The sequence below is a fragment of the Salinisphaera sp. G21_0 genome (assembly GCF_017744115.1).
GTDB lineage: Bacteria > Pseudomonadota > Gammaproteobacteria > Pseudomonadales > Endozoicomonadaceae > Endozoicomonas.
Genome location: NZ_JAGHQW010000022.1, coordinates 45,831 through 61,840, shown reverse-complemented (window position 1 = coordinate 61,840; position 16,010 = coordinate 45,831). Strand labels below are relative to the sequence as shown.

At 48.9% G+C, this 16,010-nt stretch carries 13 protein-coding genes; 10 read left to right on the top strand and 3 right to left on the bottom strand.

Annotation, left to right across the window (positions count from 1 at the left end; all coding sequences use genetic code 11):
- The first annotated feature begins 11 nt into the window (after positions 1–11).
- Entirely contained in the window at positions 12–1,574 is a 1,563-nt protein-coding gene (locus J7439_RS11965) for a hypothetical protein (protein ID WP_209202031.1), read from the top strand.
- A gap of 24 nt (positions 1,575–1,598) precedes the next feature.
- Here J7439_RS11965 and J7439_RS11960 read toward each other — a convergent pair whose 3' ends face one another.
- Positions 1,599–2,984, bottom strand: a complete 1,386-nt coding sequence (locus J7439_RS11960) for an L-cystine transporter (RefSeq protein ID WP_209202030.1) — start codon at positions 2,982–2,984, stop codon at positions 1,599–1,601.
- A gap of 338 nt (positions 2,985–3,322) precedes the next feature.
- Between J7439_RS11960 and J7439_RS11955 the strand changes: the two genes are divergently transcribed.
- The 4 genes from J7439_RS11955 to J7439_RS11940 all read left to right on the top strand — a co-directional run bounded on the left by J7439_RS11955 (position 3,323) and on the right by J7439_RS11940 (position 10,504).
- Positions 3,323–4,279, top strand: coding sequence for a hypothetical protein (locus J7439_RS11955; RefSeq protein WP_209202029.1), 957 nt, complete (start codon positions 3,323–3,325; stop codon positions 4,277–4,279).
- Between the two features lie 99 nt (positions 4,280–4,378).
- Entirely contained in the window at positions 4,379–8,998 is a 4,620-nt protein-coding gene (locus J7439_RS11950; protein WP_209202028.1) for a hypothetical protein, read from the top strand.
- 147 nt (positions 8,999–9,145) lie between these two features.
- The gene (gene bamJ / locus J7439_RS11945; RefSeq protein ID WP_209202027.1) at positions 9,146–9,766 is read left to right on the top strand and encodes a BamJ family beta-barrel-assembly machinery protein; all 621 of its coding nucleotides are present in this window, start codon (positions 9,146–9,148) and stop codon (positions 9,764–9,766) included.
- Between the two features lie 201 nt (positions 9,767–9,967).
- On the top strand, positions 9,968–10,504 hold the full coding sequence (locus J7439_RS11940) for a hypothetical protein (RefSeq protein ID WP_209202026.1): 537 nt from the start codon (positions 9,968–9,970) through the stop codon (positions 10,502–10,504).
- A gap of 73 nt (positions 10,505–10,577) precedes the next feature.
- Here J7439_RS11940 and gpmM read toward each other — a convergent pair whose 3' ends face one another.
- Positions 10,578–12,110 carry a 2,3-bisphosphoglycerate-independent phosphoglycerate mutase gene (gene gpmM / locus J7439_RS11935; RefSeq protein ID WP_209202025.1) on the bottom strand — a complete coding sequence of 511 codons (1,533 nt, stop codon included), beginning with the start codon at positions 12,108–12,110 and terminating at the stop codon, positions 10,578–10,580.
- Positions 12,111–12,121: 11 nt separating this feature from the next.
- On the opposite strand from gpmM, the gene J7439_RS11930 reads away from it, so the two are divergent.
- From J7439_RS11930 to J7439_RS11915, 4 genes are all read left to right on the top strand, one after another.
- Positions 12,122–12,259, top strand: a complete 138-nt coding sequence (locus tag J7439_RS11930) for a hypothetical protein (protein WP_209202024.1) — start codon at positions 12,122–12,124, stop codon at positions 12,257–12,259.
- Between the two features lie 269 nt (positions 12,260–12,528).
- Positions 12,529–12,945, top strand: a complete 417-nt coding sequence (locus J7439_RS11925; protein ID WP_209202023.1) for a rhodanese-like domain-containing protein — start codon at positions 12,529–12,531, stop codon at positions 12,943–12,945.
- A gap of 81 nt (positions 12,946–13,026) precedes the next feature.
- Positions 13,027–13,539 carry a protein-export chaperone SecB gene (secB, locus tag J7439_RS11920; RefSeq protein WP_209202022.1) on the top strand — a complete coding sequence of 171 codons (513 nt, stop codon included), beginning with the start codon at positions 13,027–13,029 and terminating at the stop codon, positions 13,537–13,539.
- A 208-nt stretch (positions 13,540–13,747) separates the two neighbouring features.
- Positions 13,748–14,191 (top strand): DUF29 domain-containing protein, encoded by a 444-nt coding sequence (locus J7439_RS11915; RefSeq protein ID WP_209202021.1) that lies wholly within the window; start codon positions 13,748–13,750, stop codon positions 14,189–14,191.
- Here the strand turns inward: J7439_RS11915 and trmL are convergent.
- Entirely contained in the window at positions 14,188–14,664 is a 477-nt protein-coding gene (gene trmL / locus J7439_RS11910) for a tRNA (uridine(34)/cytosine(34)/5-carboxymethylaminomethyluridine(34)-2'-O)-methyltransferase TrmL (protein WP_353623052.1), read from the bottom strand. The genes J7439_RS11915 and trmL overlap by 4 nt on opposite strands.
- A 632-nt stretch (positions 14,665–15,296) precedes the next feature.
- Here trmL and J7439_RS11905 point away from each other — a divergent pair.
- The gene (locus J7439_RS11905; protein ID WP_209202019.1) at positions 15,297–15,881 is read left to right on the top strand and encodes a hypothetical protein; all 585 of its coding nucleotides are present in this window, start codon (positions 15,297–15,299) and stop codon (positions 15,879–15,881) included.
- Positions 15,882–16,010 lie beyond the last annotated feature (129 nt).

Here is a 16,010-nt window from a genome sequence, read left to right as displayed (position 1 = left end):
GCAAATCATTTATGGATGCGGTCATCAATCAAACTGAATTGGTCGATCTCTCAGGAAGAATTCCTGTTCATAAATCAACTCAAACGAATGCTGATGCCGCAAGTTCCGGATCTCTGGGTCCCTATGAGGTTAGCCATATAGAGGAAGTGGTAACATTCACTGGTAGTCTGCCTGATAATAAAATTTCCCTGGAAAAGGGAAGAATAGTCGTGAAGATTCAACCTGCTTTGAATTTTACCTCTCTGAACGACGAGGATAGCAGACAATCTTTCAGCATCAGATTTCAAAGTTTACCCACGAACCAATCATCAGTTAATGGGGCAGAAGAAATTGGCGGTGCAGGTTTTACTTCGGATACGAGCATCAGTGACAGATCCTTTAGCGGTTCGGGCTCCATAGGAACAACCTCTTCTCTTGATAGAAGGTCCTCTGCTGACAGAAAGTCTCACTACTCTTTGACATCTGACAGCAGATCTGTGGATTCCGCCACTGACAGTCTCTTAAAATCTGACCGGAAGATCTATCGATTTCCCAATGGTCAAGTGATCCGTGAGATAGCGAAAAAGATCCGTCGTCCATGTAATGACTCCGTATCCGAGGTAATAATTAGTAAGCTTATTTCTTATGATCCGAATAAAGCACCTGACTGGTATAAAAATAAATATGAATTTAATCAATCGTTGAGGACTTATATTGAAATTTTTATGTTGAAAAGCTTTGCCTTCTGGATGGCCTGGGTCGATGCTGATAATCATCGCAAGCGTCTTTTTTCCGGTTCGAGCATTCAATTGAGCCCAAAATTTGTTTTCTGGATCGAAAATAATATGAGTGCCTTCGAGCGTATTTGTAAAGCCGGGGAACTGCTGGCCGCTGTCGAGAGGCATATTGAACAGTGCCTTCGTGGGAAAATTAAAAAATCCATAAGTCGTGTTGAAATCTATGAATCACTCTCTTTTAAAGAGAGTGATAAAGCATCTATTGACAGCATAAATCAGAAAGGCAAATCAACACTGCCTCAAGATTGCTATCACGGGATTGTTTTTTATTTCCGCAATTTGATATCAAGACTGATGGAGATGATAAAAACAGAAAAATACACTGTAAGAAAGCGAGAGATTCACAGAAAAATAGCTGACTATACGATTGTGCAAAAAGATAAAGGAAATTTTGATTTATTAAAGGCCTGCACAAATTATAATGTGGCGGTTCGATTGATCGAGAAAGAGTATGAGTCTTCTGGTCTGGCTGAATACGATTCAAAAAAGAGGGTCGATGGCAAGTTATTTGCCGAGGTTAACTACTCCCTTGTAGATCCCGGGCATTTGGACGTTATAGAGCAGTTAATCTTCCTGATTGAAACTATAGAGGAAGAAGGACGGGCCATTATCAATGAATACAAAACATCCATTGATGCTCTGCCAAGAGCAATAGAAGGTAATACCTTTGAAGAGAGGGTGTTACTCATGTGTGATAATGGTAATGGTTATGTCAGCAGGCCACTGAATAGCATAAAGTCAACATTGAATAAGATATTGGCAAATCATCCGGATAGCCCGGAGCAGCCACCGGATTGATTCCCGGAAGAAAATCCACAGCATTCACTTATCCAGTTCAAGGGAAGCCTTGCGGTTGAAGGTTTCCATATCCACCTCACCCATGGCTCGACCACTGACAAAGCCGGTGGTAATGGCACCACTGACATTGACGACAGTCCGGCCCATATCAATCACCGGCTCAATGGAAATTAACAGGCCCGCCAATTCAACAGGAAGGCCGAGGGCCGAGAGCACAATCAGTGCCGCAAAGGTTGCGCCACCACCCACTCCGGCCACGCCAAACGAGCCGATAGCGATGGTCACTATCAGAGTGCCAATAAAGCTGAGGCTGGTTGGGTCAATACCCACGGTGGGGGCAATCATCACGGCCAGCATGGCAGGATAAATGCCCGCACAACCATTCTGCCCAATCGTGGTACCGAAAGATGCGGCAAAGTTGGCCACGCCTTCAGAAACCCCGAGGCCCTTCGTCAAAGTCTGAATGGTCAGCGGCATGGTGCCCGCACTGCTCCGGGAGGTAAAGGCAAAGATCAGTACCGGCAACGTTTTCCTGATGAACCGGATGGGGTTGGCACCCACCATGGTTATCATGACCAGGTGAACCACCAACACGGCAATCAGCGCTGCATAAGAGGCAATAACAAACTGAAGCAGTTGCAGTATGTCGGTGACGTTACTGCCTGCCACCACTTTGGTCATCAAGGCCAGAATACCGAAGGGGGTCAGATTCAATACCATCGTCACGATACGCATTACAATAGCGTGGACAGCGTGAACGGTTCGCTCAAAGTGGCTGGTCTCTTCAGGTTCCTCAGGATCCAGACCCAGCGCCGCGACACCGATAAAAGCGGAGAAAATCACCACGCCGATAATGGAGGTGCTCCGGGCTCCGGTCATATCCATAAACGGGTTGGCAGGGATCAGACTGATCAGCATGGAGGGAATTGACAGGTTTTCTACCCTGGTCACCGTGTTTAGCAGCTGCTCCCCACGAGCCGCTTCACGAACACCGGAGGTAATGGACTCGGCACTCAAACCAAAGCCCAGGGCGAAAATAATACCAATGGCAGCAGCAATAGACACGGTGACCATCAGCAATGTCAGAATCCAGCCACTGATCCTGCCAAGGGTGCCAGCACCTTTCAGCTTCAGGATAACCGAGATCACGGACACCATGACCAGGGGCACAATAATCATCTTCAACAGACTGACATAGCCGTTACCAACAATATTGAACCAGTTGATGGACTCGGTCAGGGTCTCAGAAGGGTAACCATAAAAAAGCTGTAAACAGGCTCCGTAACCCACGCCCATACCCAGGGCAATAAATACCTGCCAGCTGAACGGCAGGCAGTGTTTCTGGAAACGGTAGAGCAAATAGAGCAACGCTACCATGATGAAAATATTGGTCAGTACTGCTAAAGACATGGTTCCTGGTCCTTTCCTGTTTCAGGTGTTATCAATGAAGCCCGGTATGGAAATACTCTCAGCCCGCATTTTGGTCCGGGTATTAAGTTAAGACATAAGAACTATTACTTTAGTTTCATAAAACAGGGTGAGTTCTACTGCCAGCAGTAGAAAGCTGGCCATCACTCAAATAGAGATGTAGAACGTTAACTCTTGTGGACACGCAGCCTGGTCATTTACCAACCCTGACAGCGAACTTGTCAAGCAGCAGAGTCGTCTAGAATAGGCACTGTTGATAAGGATTTACATGGGAGCAAGGAATTCAAGACAACAACCCTGGCAATTGAAACTTAAATATCATGGATACTCATTATCACTCATCTGTCGGGCACCGGGTTCCTGGTGCAAAACGGATGTCAGAACCTCCATTAGTTGACTCTTCCCGGAAAAGGTCTCAACCAGAAGTCGGTCTTGCAGAGAGCCGGATGAGTGCTTCTGCACCGGAAAGGACTATTGGTTCCTATGAAGTACATCAGGTTTTTCCATCAAGCAGAGTGTCAGCGGTGGCATTGCCAAGTCATTTGAATTCGCTGGTTGGTCAGATCGCTCAGCTGCAAAGAATTACGGGAACCGATTTTCATCAAATAGAGCGTTATCACAAACATCATGTTCGTATTCCTGTACTGAAAAATATCTTTGCAGAGGCCCGACTTGGCAAGCTTCCTTCACTTTCTCAGCTTATTGACAACAGAAAGCAGCATATCGACGGTTTAGGTGCAAAGTTCGGTGGAGTAGTTGGAGAGCCGGTTTATGTTTATCTCCATCTTTTATTATTTTTGCACAATCGGGGAATAACAGGGATTAAGCATCTGGCACCTTACCATGAGGTCAAGCAATCCCTCATTGAATACTGGAACTTTCTCGTCTGTCCTGAACATCTTGGGGAAAAAGTTCAAGACCTTGGCAAACAGATTTTAGGCAGCTCCTTGCCATCTGAAAATTTTCAGGGTCTCGTTGAGATTGATCCCGCGCAGGAAGAAAATTTACTCATTGCTTTTTCTGTCTGTATTGAAACGGTTGAAGAAAGATATTGGCTGGAACATAAGTCAATCAGTCCATCCAGGCTTGCATCCTGCAAAAGAACCAGTTCATCACTGACCAACAGCAATATGCTCAATCTGCTCCATGATTTTCTTTCTCTGAGCTATGATGGCAGGGCAGATCGCGTGGTGAGGTCATTGCCAGCCAGCGTCGTGCAGTTTTTAGATGTTGAGCTTGGCAACAAAGCATTTATGGCACTTTTACAGGTTGGCTGATGAACCTAATAATCATTTTGAGGTCAAAGGCGGTATTTAAAGTCTAATTTTGTTCAGGGTTTTATTCTGAAAACAACGGTATCAACCTATGCCCAGTGTGTGTCTGCTGGTAACCGGGAAGCCGGTTCAGCCAGGCCTTCTGATCGCAGTAGAAGTACATTTAACGGTAAAAGAGTCGCAAACCGTCAGTCTTATAGAGGCAGTGCCACCACCCCGGATTATGGCAGACAACTGGAAGAAGCCTTTTGGCAAAATAAACAATTACAAAGACGTACAGTTACCGTTACTGATGTGCTTACCGCCTTTAGCAATGATACAACGTCGATCAGAAGTGGCTTTTTCCTGCAAAGGCTCTGCTTGGAGAACGTGCTGGCTGGCAACAGAAAAGTGTCGCCGGATCAGGTCATTCAAGAATTCAACCGAAAACCGGATCGAAACAATAAGTGCAAACTAGCGATAGCACGCTTTAAGTCAGAGTGTTGCCTGAAGGGTCTGTTGTTGCTTGGCCAGAAGGTGACACCGGATGCGGTGGTTAAGGATTTCCAGGCAATCAAGGCAATACTTGCGCTGGCGCGCTTCAAAGCGGAATGTTGCCTGCAGGGCCTTACGTTGCGTGGCCAGCAGGTGACACCGGATGCGGTGATTAAGGATTTTCAGGGAGCCAACGCAACACTGGAGCTGGCACGTTTTAAGGAGCTGTGTTCGCTGAAGGGTCTGATGTTGAATGGCAAACCAGTGTTACTGGATGAGGTAATCAAGGATTATCAGGCAGCCAGAGCAATGCTGGAGATAGGGCGCCTGAAGGAGCGATGTTGCCTGAAGGGCCTGCCATTGAATAGCCAGCCGGTCACAGCAGAAGCTGTGGTTCAGGATTATCACGCAGCCGGAGCGACACTGGAGCTGGCCCGTTTTAAGGAACAATGTTTCCAGAAGGGCCTGATGTTAAACGGGCGGCCGGTCACAGCGGATACGGTGGTTAAGGGTTACCAGGCAGCCGGGGCAACACTGGAGCTGGCGCGTTTTAAAGAACGATGCTGCCTGAATGGCCTGGTATTGAATGGCCAGCCAGTCACACCGGATCTGGTGATTAAGAGTTTTCCGGATAGTCCGGCAGGCAAATTGGGGATAGCTCGCTTCAAAGAGGAATGCTGCCTGAGGAAGCTGCCATTACATGGCCAGCCGGTCACAGCAGATGCGGTGATTAATGACTTTCAGGCCATCAAGGCAATACTGGAGATAGCGCGTTTCAAGGAAGAATGCTGCCTGAGAAGCCTGAGGTTGAATGGCCAGCCGGTCACAGCGGACGAGGTGATTAAGGATTTTCAGGCCACCGGGGCAATACTGGAGCTGGCGCGCTTTAAGTCGCAATGCTGTCTGAACCGCCTGCCGGTGAATGGCCAGCCGGTCACAGCGGATGCGGTAGTTAAGGATTTTCAGATGGCCGGGGCAAAATTAGAACTATCGTACTTTAAAGAGCAATGTTATCTGAATAACCTGCCATTAAATGGCCAGCCAGTCACACCGGATGCCGTAGTCAAGAGTTTTCAGGTGGCCGGGGCAGGACTGGAGCTGGCACGCTTCAAAGCGATATGTTGCCTGAATGGCTGGCCGTTGAATGACCAGCAGGTCACACCGGATGCGGTGATTAAGGATTTCCCGAATAATCCGGAAGGCAAAATGGGGGCAGCGTACTTTAGGGCGCAATGCTGCCTGAAAGCGCTACCGGTGAATGGTCGACAGGTCTCAACGAATGCAGTGGTTAAGGATTTCCCGGCTAGTCCGGAAGGCAAACTGGCGATAGCGCGCTTCAAGCAGGAATGTTGTCTCAGGAGACTGTCGTTGTATGGCCAGCCGGTTACAGCAGATGCGGTGGTTAAGGGTTTTCCGGATAGCTGGGAAGGCAAACTGTCGTTAGCGCGCTTTAAAGAGTCGTGTTGCCTGAGCAACCTGCCATTGAACGGGCAGCCGGTCACTGCGGATGCAGTGATTAAGGATTTTCAGGCAGTCAGGGCAACACTGGAGATAGCGCGCTTTAAGGAACAATGTTGCCTGATGGGCCTGGCATTGAATGGCCAGAAGGTCACACCGGAGGCAGTAGTCAAGGATTTCCCGGATAGTCCGGAAGGTAGGCTGGGGATAGCACGCTTCAAGGAACAATGTTGCCTGAAGGGCCTGATGTTGAACGGCCAACGGGTTACACCGGACGCAGTGATTAAAGATTTTCAGGCCGCTAAAGCAATACTGGAGATAGCGCACTTTAAAGAACATTGTTGTCTGAAGGGGCTGCTGTTGAATGGCCAACAGGTGACAACCGATGCAGTGATTAAGGGTTATGAGGCCTCTAAAGCAATGCTGGCTCTGGCACGCTTCAAGGCGGAATGCTGTCTGAGGGGAATGCCGATTAATGGTCGGCAGGTCACTGTGGATGAAGTGATTAAGTATTTTCCGGATAGTCAGGAGGGCAAACTGGGCGTAGCGTACTTTAAGGAACAATGTTGCCTGAGTGGCCTGCTGTTGAATGGCCAGCAGATCACACCGGATAGTGTCGTTCAGGGTTTCCCGGATAATCCTGAGAGTAAACTGGCCGTAGCGCACTTTAAGGCACAATGTTGTCTGATGGGACTGAGGTTGAAGGGGCAGCGGGTCACACCGGAAGAGGTGGTCAAGGGTTTCCCAAATAGTCCGGAAGGCAAACTGGGGATAGCGCGCTTTAAGGAGCAGTGTTGCCTGAGGGGAATCGTATTGAATGGCCAGCCGGTCACGCCGGATGCGGTAGTCAAGGATTTCCCGAATACTTCGGAAAGCCAACTGGGGATGGCGCGCTTTAAGGAAAAATGTTGCCTGAGGGGAATCCTGTTGAATGGCCAGCCGGTCACGCCGGATGCTGTGGCCAGAGCCTTCCCGAAGAGTCCGGAAGGAAAACTCGGGTTAGTACGCTTTAAGGAACAATGTTGCCTGAGAGGCCTGCTGTTGAATGGCCAGAAGGTCAGGCAGGATACGGTGATCAAGGCCTATGAACGGGGCAACTGGTTGCTCGAAAGTGCGATTTTTTATGCTCAGCTGGCATTGAATGCCAGTGAAGTGAATGGCAACACCCTGGATAACCAGATTGTATTGGCAGCATTTGATAAAGCCCGCGGGAATCATTCTGCAAGGCAAGCTGAATACCTGATGCAAAGGTTGAAACAACCTCAGTGGTACGATGAAGCCAACGAAGATCAGGAGATCATTCAAAGGGCCTGGCAAATCTTAAACAGCGTACCGGCTAAAGATCAGCACAAGCGGCTGAAATGTGTATTGAAATTCATGGCTATGCAGTATGAATTGACCATTGATCATCGGAGCGTGTCAGCAGAACAGGTATTGCGATCCATCAAAACACTGAGGTGCTCATTTCAGAACTCACGCCTGTATTTTTTCTTCCTGGCACACTGCTGTATCACCGGACGGCCTGTTAATGGACGACAAGTCCATAAGAATCAGGTTTTGGAGTCCCTTCAGAGTTTTCCCCGGGAAAGCAACCTGCGCCATGCCCTGGGCTACTGGTTTGAACAATACAGTTCCGCAGCCAACCTGATGGATGAGTTAATGATCAGACAGGAGCATGCCATTGCTCCGGGGCGGTCCAATTATAATCGACGTGAATATGCAGCCCCTGCCTCACCAGCGCCATCCGCCATCAATCCCGGCAGGGCAGCCCCACACCCTGTTCAGCTTAAGGAATACCTCAAAGAAACAGAAAATACGTCTGCCGCAGTTACCGTCAATGCGGCTCAAACTCTAAAGCACGGTTCAACAGAGCGGCCAGCAACAGGTGGGCCGGAGTGTTCTGACAATCAGGTTCCGCAGTTAAATGGGCTCACGCTGAAAGCTCTGGAGATTATCCAGGAAATCAACCACTCTTATACCAATCCACCCATCCTGATTACCGGTTCATACTCACGTTTTTTACAGAACCACTGCTTATCATTTAATGATATTGACATTATCTGCACGACAAAAGTGTCTGCCGAAACGCTCGTTGAAAAACTGCGGGCACTGAATACCGACAAGGATTCAGACATTCCCCAGGGTGTCGTCATCTGGCGAGTCCCGGGGTGTCAGGCGATTAAACTGCCAAACGCCTACAATATTGATCTGAAAGACGGTGATCTGGGCATGAAAGCAATGGGGCTCCAGGTCAATATTGATGACAGAGTAACCGATGCAAAGGCAGCGGCCATTCAGGTTTCCGGCGTTGATCGGCCGGTATGGTGTTTGCCGTTTACTGAAGAGACCAGATTACTGAACAATACGCTGGAATACCTCGCTGAGAACCTTGATCCACTGACTGAAAAATTGCAGAAAGGCACGGTATTTCCCATACCCCGCACCATTCTTTTTAATCATCCTGAAAGCCCCAATGAGCGTATTTATGGCTTGTTTATGCGCTCCCTGCTGACCCTGAATAAAGCCAGACAGTTCATCGCCCTGCACTCTGCTGCCCCCCCCCGGGAACCTGACGACCTGACGAACCTGCTTCAGGAACAACAACGCCTTCATGCACTGACGGAGAATCTGCAAATGAAATTGCGTAACCATGTTCGCCGTCGTGATTTTGAGCACAGGGTTAACGGCTGGCTATTGACCAATCCGCCTGTGAATAATCACCAGATCAAGGGGAGGGATTTTATCAAAGCACTGATCGCGATGATTGAGCCTGCCAATTCCGCCTCCTGAGAATGGTTGAACCAAATAATATGCACACATTGGCCATTAACCAAATGAACTCATACTGTAGACAGTTATCTGACCATCAGATATCAATGGATGGCCTGCTAATCGTGTTATACTCCCGCGCTTAATTTCTATAGAAGTTGATAATTAATGTCTGATATTTACCAAACCATGGAAGAGCGGGTCAGCTACGGTATTGGTCGCCAGATGGGCGATCAGCTGGCCTCCAACCCCATCGCGGGCTTATCGATTGATGCGGTTCTGGCTGGCCTTGCAGATGCCCTGAACGGTGTCGAAAGCGTTGTTGCCCACGAAGACCTGCACGCAGCCTTTACTGAAATGCAAACACGCCTGCAGGCAGAAGAAGCGGAAAAGGCTCGGGTGCTTGCTGCCGAAGGTGAGCAGTTCCTGGCGGAAAATGCCAAACGTGAAGGTGTTCAGGTCACGGAATCCGGCCTGCAGTTTGAAATAATGGCCGAAGGCGATGGTGAAAAACCAACCCGGGCCAGTACGGTAAGAACCCATTACCATGGCACACTGATTGACGGAACCGTATTCGACAGCTCCGTGCAACGGGGAGAGCCTGCAGAATTTCCGGTATCCGGTGTGATTGCCGGCTGGACGGAAGCGCTGCAAATGATGAACACAGGTTCCAAGTGGAAGCTGTTTGTTCCTTATCACCTGGCTTATGGTGAACGTGGAGCCGGTGGAGCCATCGGTCCATACACGACGCTGGTTTTTGAAGTGGAACTGTTGGCTATTGTTTCCTGATCGATCAGGGCCTTTCAGATCCCTGTTTTTAATGACAGGGATCTGAACAACTCCTCATTTCTTCGATAACCACTTCAAAAGAAATAAATGTTTCTTTCCGAATTTAAAATCAAACTAAAAATAAATATTCATCTATTATGGTACTTTGTAAAGATCGTGAGACCGAAATAACTTGATAAAAGATTTAAAGGTACGCTACCGATGAATAATTTTAATTCCCATTTTGGTCAGTCAGGCGAATATCCATTGCCCGGCCAATTTTCGCAGACATCGATGCCAGACAGGCCTCAACAAACCCCATTTTCGCCTACTACCCAGCGAAGCCATTCTTCAACAACCCCCAAGACTGCAAACGGTCTGCCGTGTGCATCAGCCCAACCTACTTCTTTCATGCATCAGGCCACTTCACAGCCAAATGATGACAGCCCTTCAAGTCCGTCCCAGCCAACAATATCAGTTTGTTATAGAGAAGTGACTCAATATAAACAGACAACCTTTCAAGCTACTCCGGAAAAATTACGTCAATTCTGTCCGGATGCTTTACTGGAGCAGGGTTTTACCGAGATTCCCTTTGTTGATGACCTTTTACTCGCTACATCTCTTCCTGATCAACAAGCTGTGCAAGTACTGCGCACCGTCATATCATCTAATGTAGAACTCAATCGAAACCAGCATACACAGCCAGTACCGGCACAAAGCCATCACTATCCTCACAGAAACCGACGTGAAGGCATTTAACCTGTGGTATCCGACAACATCTGAAGATAAGCCTGTCACTTATCTTCAGACTCTAATCGAAAAACAGAGCAGCTTACTTAACCAGCAGGGACTTTCCTGACATCTCGGCAGGCTGTTCCAAACCCATCAGTGCCAGCAGGCTGGGTGCCAGATCAGACAGAATACCATCCTTCAGCTGAATGCCTTGCGGTCCAGCATACACCAGTGGCACCAGCTCACAGGTGTGGGCAGTGTGAGCCTGACCGGTGACCGGGTCTTCCATCTGTTCGGCATTACCATGGTCCGCGGTAATCAGGCACTGGCCACCTACTTCTTCCAGGGCTTCCAGCACACGGCCAATACTCGCGTCTACCGCTTCAACTGCTTTAACCGCTGCGTTGAAATCACCGGTATGGCCAACCATGTCGCAGTTTGCGTAGTTACAGATGATCAGGTCGTGCTCACCGCTGCGGATCTCCTGAACCAGACGATCGGTGACTTCCGGAGCACTCATCTCTGGCTGCAGGTCGTAGGTGGCGACCTTTGGTGAGGCCACCAGCACTCGCTTCTCGCCATCAAACGGCTCTTCACGACCGCCGCTGAAGAAGAAGGTGACGTGAGCGTACTTCTCGGTTTCCGCAATACGGAGCTGGGTTTTGCCCAGTTTCTCCATGTATTCACCCAGCGTGTTCACCAGTTCGCTGGGCGGGAAGGCACAGGGGGCATCGATATCCGCAGAGTACTGCGTCAGCATCACAAAACCGGCCAGATCGGCCACACGGCTGCGCTGGAAGCCATCAAAGTCCTGATCAACAAAGGCACGGGTGATTTCACGGGCGCGGTCAGCACGGAAATTCATAAATACCAGTGCGTCGCCATCGTTTAGCCGGGCCGCTTCAGCGCCAATGACGGTGGCTTTAACAAACTCGTCGTTTTCGTCACGCTCATAAGCGGCTCTCAGGCCTTCAACTGCGGTTGCTGCAGTGAACCCGGCCTTGCCATCGGTGATCAGGTCATAAGCCTGCTGGACACGATCCCAGCGGTTGTCACGGTCCATGGCGTAGTAACGGCCAATCAGGCTGGCAACACGGCCAATGCCTTTTTCCTGCAACAGGGCATCCAGCTTTGCCAGGGACGATTCAGCGCTGCGCGGTGGTGTGTCACGGCCATCCAGGAAGGCATGAACATAGACTTCTCTGGCACCACGACGGTCAGCCAGTTCAACCATGGCATGGATATGGTCTTCATGGCTGTGAACACCACCCGGAGATACCAGCCCCATAATATGAACGGCTTTACCGGCATGAATGGCTTTATCCACAACGCGGGTAATCACCTCATTCTCATAGAAGTCACCGTCCCGGATGGCTTTGGTAATCCGGGTCAGTTCCTGGTAAACCACGCGGCCTGCACCCAGGTTCATATGGCCAACTTCGCTATTACCCATCTGGCCATCGGGCAGGCCAACGTCCATTCCGGAACCGGAAACGAAGCTGTGCGGGTTCTCTTGCCACAGACGATCCATTACCGGCGTTTTGGCGGCCAGAATGGCGTTGCTGTCTTTTTCTTCACGGTAGCCGTAACCATCAAGGATGATCAGGGCGGTAGGTGTGCGCTTATCAGTCATGGGTCTTAACCTTGGCGAACGGGAAGGCTGGTGAAGAGGCTGAATGTCTGACTTATCAGCGCGATCTCTTGAACCAACCTTATGGTGAGTGGAATGGTTGGCATTCTACCTGCTTTGCCGCCGGTTTCCAGTGCAATGCCCGCTCTTGAGTGAACAGCGCAAACTATCACACCAGGGGGCGTCAACCGGCGATATCCCCTGAAAGTCTCTGCAATTTTCTGAAACTTTCCGCACAAATATCACCGACAGCGTTTATGGAGTCATTTTAGTTGGCGATGGCTTTTTGTACTAACGCACCGTACATACCAAAAGCGCACAAAAGTCGGCCAGCACTTTTTCCATCGTCCTTCCCTTACTTTCCTGAGACGGGATCAGTATACTTGCCACCTTTCAATTTATAGATTGACAGCTTGTCGGCATGGAACAATTCATCGAGTTTATCATTAACCACCCCCTGCACGTTGGTGCACTGGTGGCGCTGGCCAGCGCTTTGGCCTTTACTGAAATGCGCAAGGGTGGGCAGAGCGTTTCCACCGCCCAGCTGACCCAGATGGTCAACCAGGACCAGGGCGTGGTGATCGACGTTCGGGAAAAGGCAGACTTTTCCAAAGGTCATATCGTCAACGCCATTAACGTTCCTTATACAAAAATCAGGGAACGTGCCAGTGAACTGGAGAAATACCGCGAAAAGACCATTATTGTGGTGGATGCCATGGGGCAGCACAGCGGCAGTGTTGGCAAAACCCTGAAAACCGAGGGCTTTGCCAATGTGGTCAGACTACAGGGTGGTATGTCCACCTGGACCTCTGACAATCTGCCAGTGGTCCGAAAATAGGCTCTGGCTGGACAATCTGCACGATCATTACCAAAATGCGTTATTCGCTTGGCTTATCATTAGCTCATCAAAAGTAAGGAAATGACAATGGCTGAAAATCAGCAGCAGGCTTCTCAACAACAGCAGGCTCCGCAGTTTGCGTTGCAGCGAATCTACACGAAAGATATCTCCTTTGAATCACCAAAGGCTCCTGAGATCTTTCAGAAGCAGTGGCAGCCAGAAGTCAAACTGGACCTGAGCACCAGCAACCGCCCCCTGGAAGAAGGTCTTTACGAGGTGGTTCTGTCCCTGACGGTAACGGTGGAAAACGGTCCTGAAGATAGCCCTTCCAATAAGAAGGAAACCGCTTTCGTTACTGAAGTACATCAGGCAGGCGTCTTCCTGGCCAAAGGTCTGGATGAAGAAGAACTGCACCGTACCCTGGGAGCCTTCTGCCCGAACATCCTGTTCCCTTATGCCCGCGAAGCCATCGACAACCTGGTACTGCGCGGCAGCTTCCCTCCGCTTATGCTGGCACCAGTAAACTTCGACGCGCTGTATATGCAGGCCCGCGAACAGCAGTCCGCCAAGCAGCAGCCGGAAGCTGTTAATTGATAATACCTGGTCGGCTTCTTTCTGAAGTCGGCTTCCTTTTCCTGTCCTCCCCCAATGCCCACACCTTTGCCTCTGCTGTTATAACCATCTAAAGTCATCATAAATGCCAATGGCGCGTGAAAATATTTTGCGCCACCCTCAGGGATGAAAAATGGTTAAGCGAAATATTTTTCACGGCAAAGGAAAGCTAGCAGGCAAGGTAAGCACAATGTCCGACTTATATGAACGTGACTTTTATTCCTGGACTCAAAAACAGGCCGACCTGATTCGCGAAGGCAGGCTGGCTGAGCTGGACCTGGATAATATTCTGGAGGAGCTGGAAAGCATGGGCAGAAGTGACTACCGGGCCCTGCAGTCACGGCTGACCGTACTGTTCACGCATTTACTAAAATGGCACTTCCAACCAGAAAAGCGAAAACAGGGCAACAGCTGGGAAAGAACCATAAAAGAACAAAGGAAGCAGATTGGGCGCTTACTACTGGACTGTCCGGGACTGAAAAGCAAACTTGATGCAATGTTGCCTGTCGTTTACGAACGAGCCTTGGAAGACGCCCATGATGAAACCAATCTGCCAGTCAGCTTATTTCCAGAACAGTGCCCGTGGAGTTTCCAGCAAGCGGTGGATAAAAACTTCTGGCCTTCCAAGTCTTAGCGCCCACCAATAAACCCCATCTGCCGCCAGGCTTCATAAACCATCACCGCCACAGTATTGGACAGGTTCAGGCTGCGGCTGTCCGGGAGCATGGGTAATCTCAGGACCTGATCACCGGGCAGAGAACTCAGAATCTCAGCTGGCAGGCCCCGGGTTTCCGGGCCAAACAGCAGAGCATCCCCTTCCCGAAACCCACAGCAGCTGTAATTGCTGGTGCCTTTGGTGCTCAGAGCCAGCACCCGGCCCGGTTTGACGGTTTCCAGAAAACTTGGGTAATCCGGGTGAATCTTCAGCTCGGCAAACTCATGATAATCCAGACCCGCCCGTTTCAATCGCTGATCATCCAGCTCAAAGCCCAGGGGTTCTATCAAATGCAGACGAAAGCCGGTATTGGCACAGAGACGGATGATATTACCGGTATTGGGGGGGATTTCCGGTTGGTAGAGAACAACATCGAGCATGGGCAGATCCAATAGATGACAGAGTGTCAATCATAGAGCATCTGTGAGTTGGATGGCATTCATTGACAAATTGTGACGGCTGATCATAAACCATTCAGGTGGCCACTGAATAATTCACTGGCCAGGGCATTGGGTGGAAATCAGAAACATTATCAATGTGTAAATAAGAGACACTGAAACACAACAAAATGATCAGTATTGAGACCTGTATGTGAGCACAACACTGAAATTTTCAAACCACCATACAAATATCCACACACATTCCATTCGCAAAAACCGAGATATAGCCAAATTTATAGTGACGTAAGTCACAAAAAACTTGAGTAATATCTCTGAATATTTAAAAATCAGGTTTCAATATCATGACTGACTAAGTACTTACTGTCTGTCTGAAAGTTATACAGTAGAAGGCTTTGGTCGTAAAATAACCATTATTCGGTGTTGGCTTGCGAAGGTTTTTGACTGGAGTTGTGGAAAGTGTGAATCGTTTACTGTGAATAGTGAATGGTTCAGCGTAACAGGCTGGCATACCCAGGTAACTATGCACCCTTAACACTTCCATTTTCCATCCAACAACCAGACAACGCTAAATAAAAACATAATCACAAGAAGACAGCAGTTAACCACTGCATGGGGGCATAAGAATGAAAACATTAAGGACATTAGTACTGGCAACGGCGGTTTCTGCAGGTTTGCTGGGGTCTGCTGGGGTGATTGCAGCAACTCAAGGAACGGCTGGCCCAACTTCAAAAGGCACATTCGATATAAAGTTTGAAAAAGGATCTGTAGCAAAGGTTTGGGGGTTTAGCGATATTCCTCTTAACGGAACCCAAATATCAGAGTCAACTGCAGCTACAGACTTAATCTGTGTATTTACAAATAAAGCAGTTCTTTCAAATGACTATCAGTTAGAGATTGCCAGCCTCAATAAATTCCAACTTGTTGGTGCGGGAAGTGATGGATCAACAGCTATTGATTACGGAATTAAAGTATCTGGTTATGGGCAAGGCTCCGGCTCTCTTGATAACTCATCAATAACTCCAGGCACAGATTTAAATGTTATCTCAACAACAAATCTTAAAGCTGGAGCTCTTCTCACACAACCAAAACCCAACTTAGATTGTGCTAATGAAAATGCTCAAATAGCAGTTTGGGTAACTAGTGATATTTCTTCATTAGCAGGTGGTAGTTATTCTGATACCGTAACATTAGTTGTTACCCCACAGTAAAAAAAGTAGACCTAACCTCATTCCCACGGCCTTCCGCGGGAATGAATACCAGAAACAAGGGTCAAGAAACAAGGCTCAGGTCTTGATTCTTGAAACTAAGGTAGGCCGGTTCGCCGGCCTCGTTCCCAC

Bases quoted from the DNA above. Each gene is read 5' to 3' on its own strand.
- gpmM (WP_209202025.1), bottom strand. From the start codon at position 12,110: ATGACTGATAAGCGCACACCTACCGCCCTGATCATCCTTGATGGTTAC.
- J7439_RS11905 (WP_209202019.1), top strand. From the start codon at position 15,297: ATGAAAACATTAAGGACATTAGTACTGGCAACGGCGGTTTCTGCAGGT.
- J7439_RS11960 (WP_209202030.1), bottom strand. From the start codon at position 2,984: ATGTCTTTAGCAGTACTGACCAATATTTTCATCATGGTAGCGTTGCTC.
- bamJ (WP_209202027.1), top strand. From the start codon at position 9,146: ATGTCTGATATTTACCAAACCATGGAAGAGCGGGTCAGCTACGGTATT.
- secB (WP_209202022.1), top strand. From the start codon at position 13,027: ATGACAATGGCTGAAAATCAGCAGCAGGCTTCTCAACAACAGCAGGCT.
- J7439_RS11940 (WP_209202026.1), top strand. From the start codon at position 9,968: ATGAATAATTTTAATTCCCATTTTGGTCAGTCAGGCGAATATCCATTG.
- J7439_RS11955 (WP_209202029.1), top strand. From the start codon at position 3,323: ATGGATACTCATTATCACTCATCTGTCGGGCACCGGGTTCCTGGTGCA.
- J7439_RS11925 (WP_209202023.1), top strand. From the start codon at position 12,529: ATGGAACAATTCATCGAGTTTATCATTAACCACCCCCTGCACGTTGGT.
- J7439_RS11915 (WP_209202021.1), top strand. From the start codon at position 13,748: ATGTCCGACTTATATGAACGTGACTTTTATTCCTGGACTCAAAAACAG.
- J7439_RS11965 (WP_209202031.1), top strand. From the start codon at position 12: ATGGATGCGGTCATCAATCAAACTGAATTGGTCGATCTCTCAGGAAGA.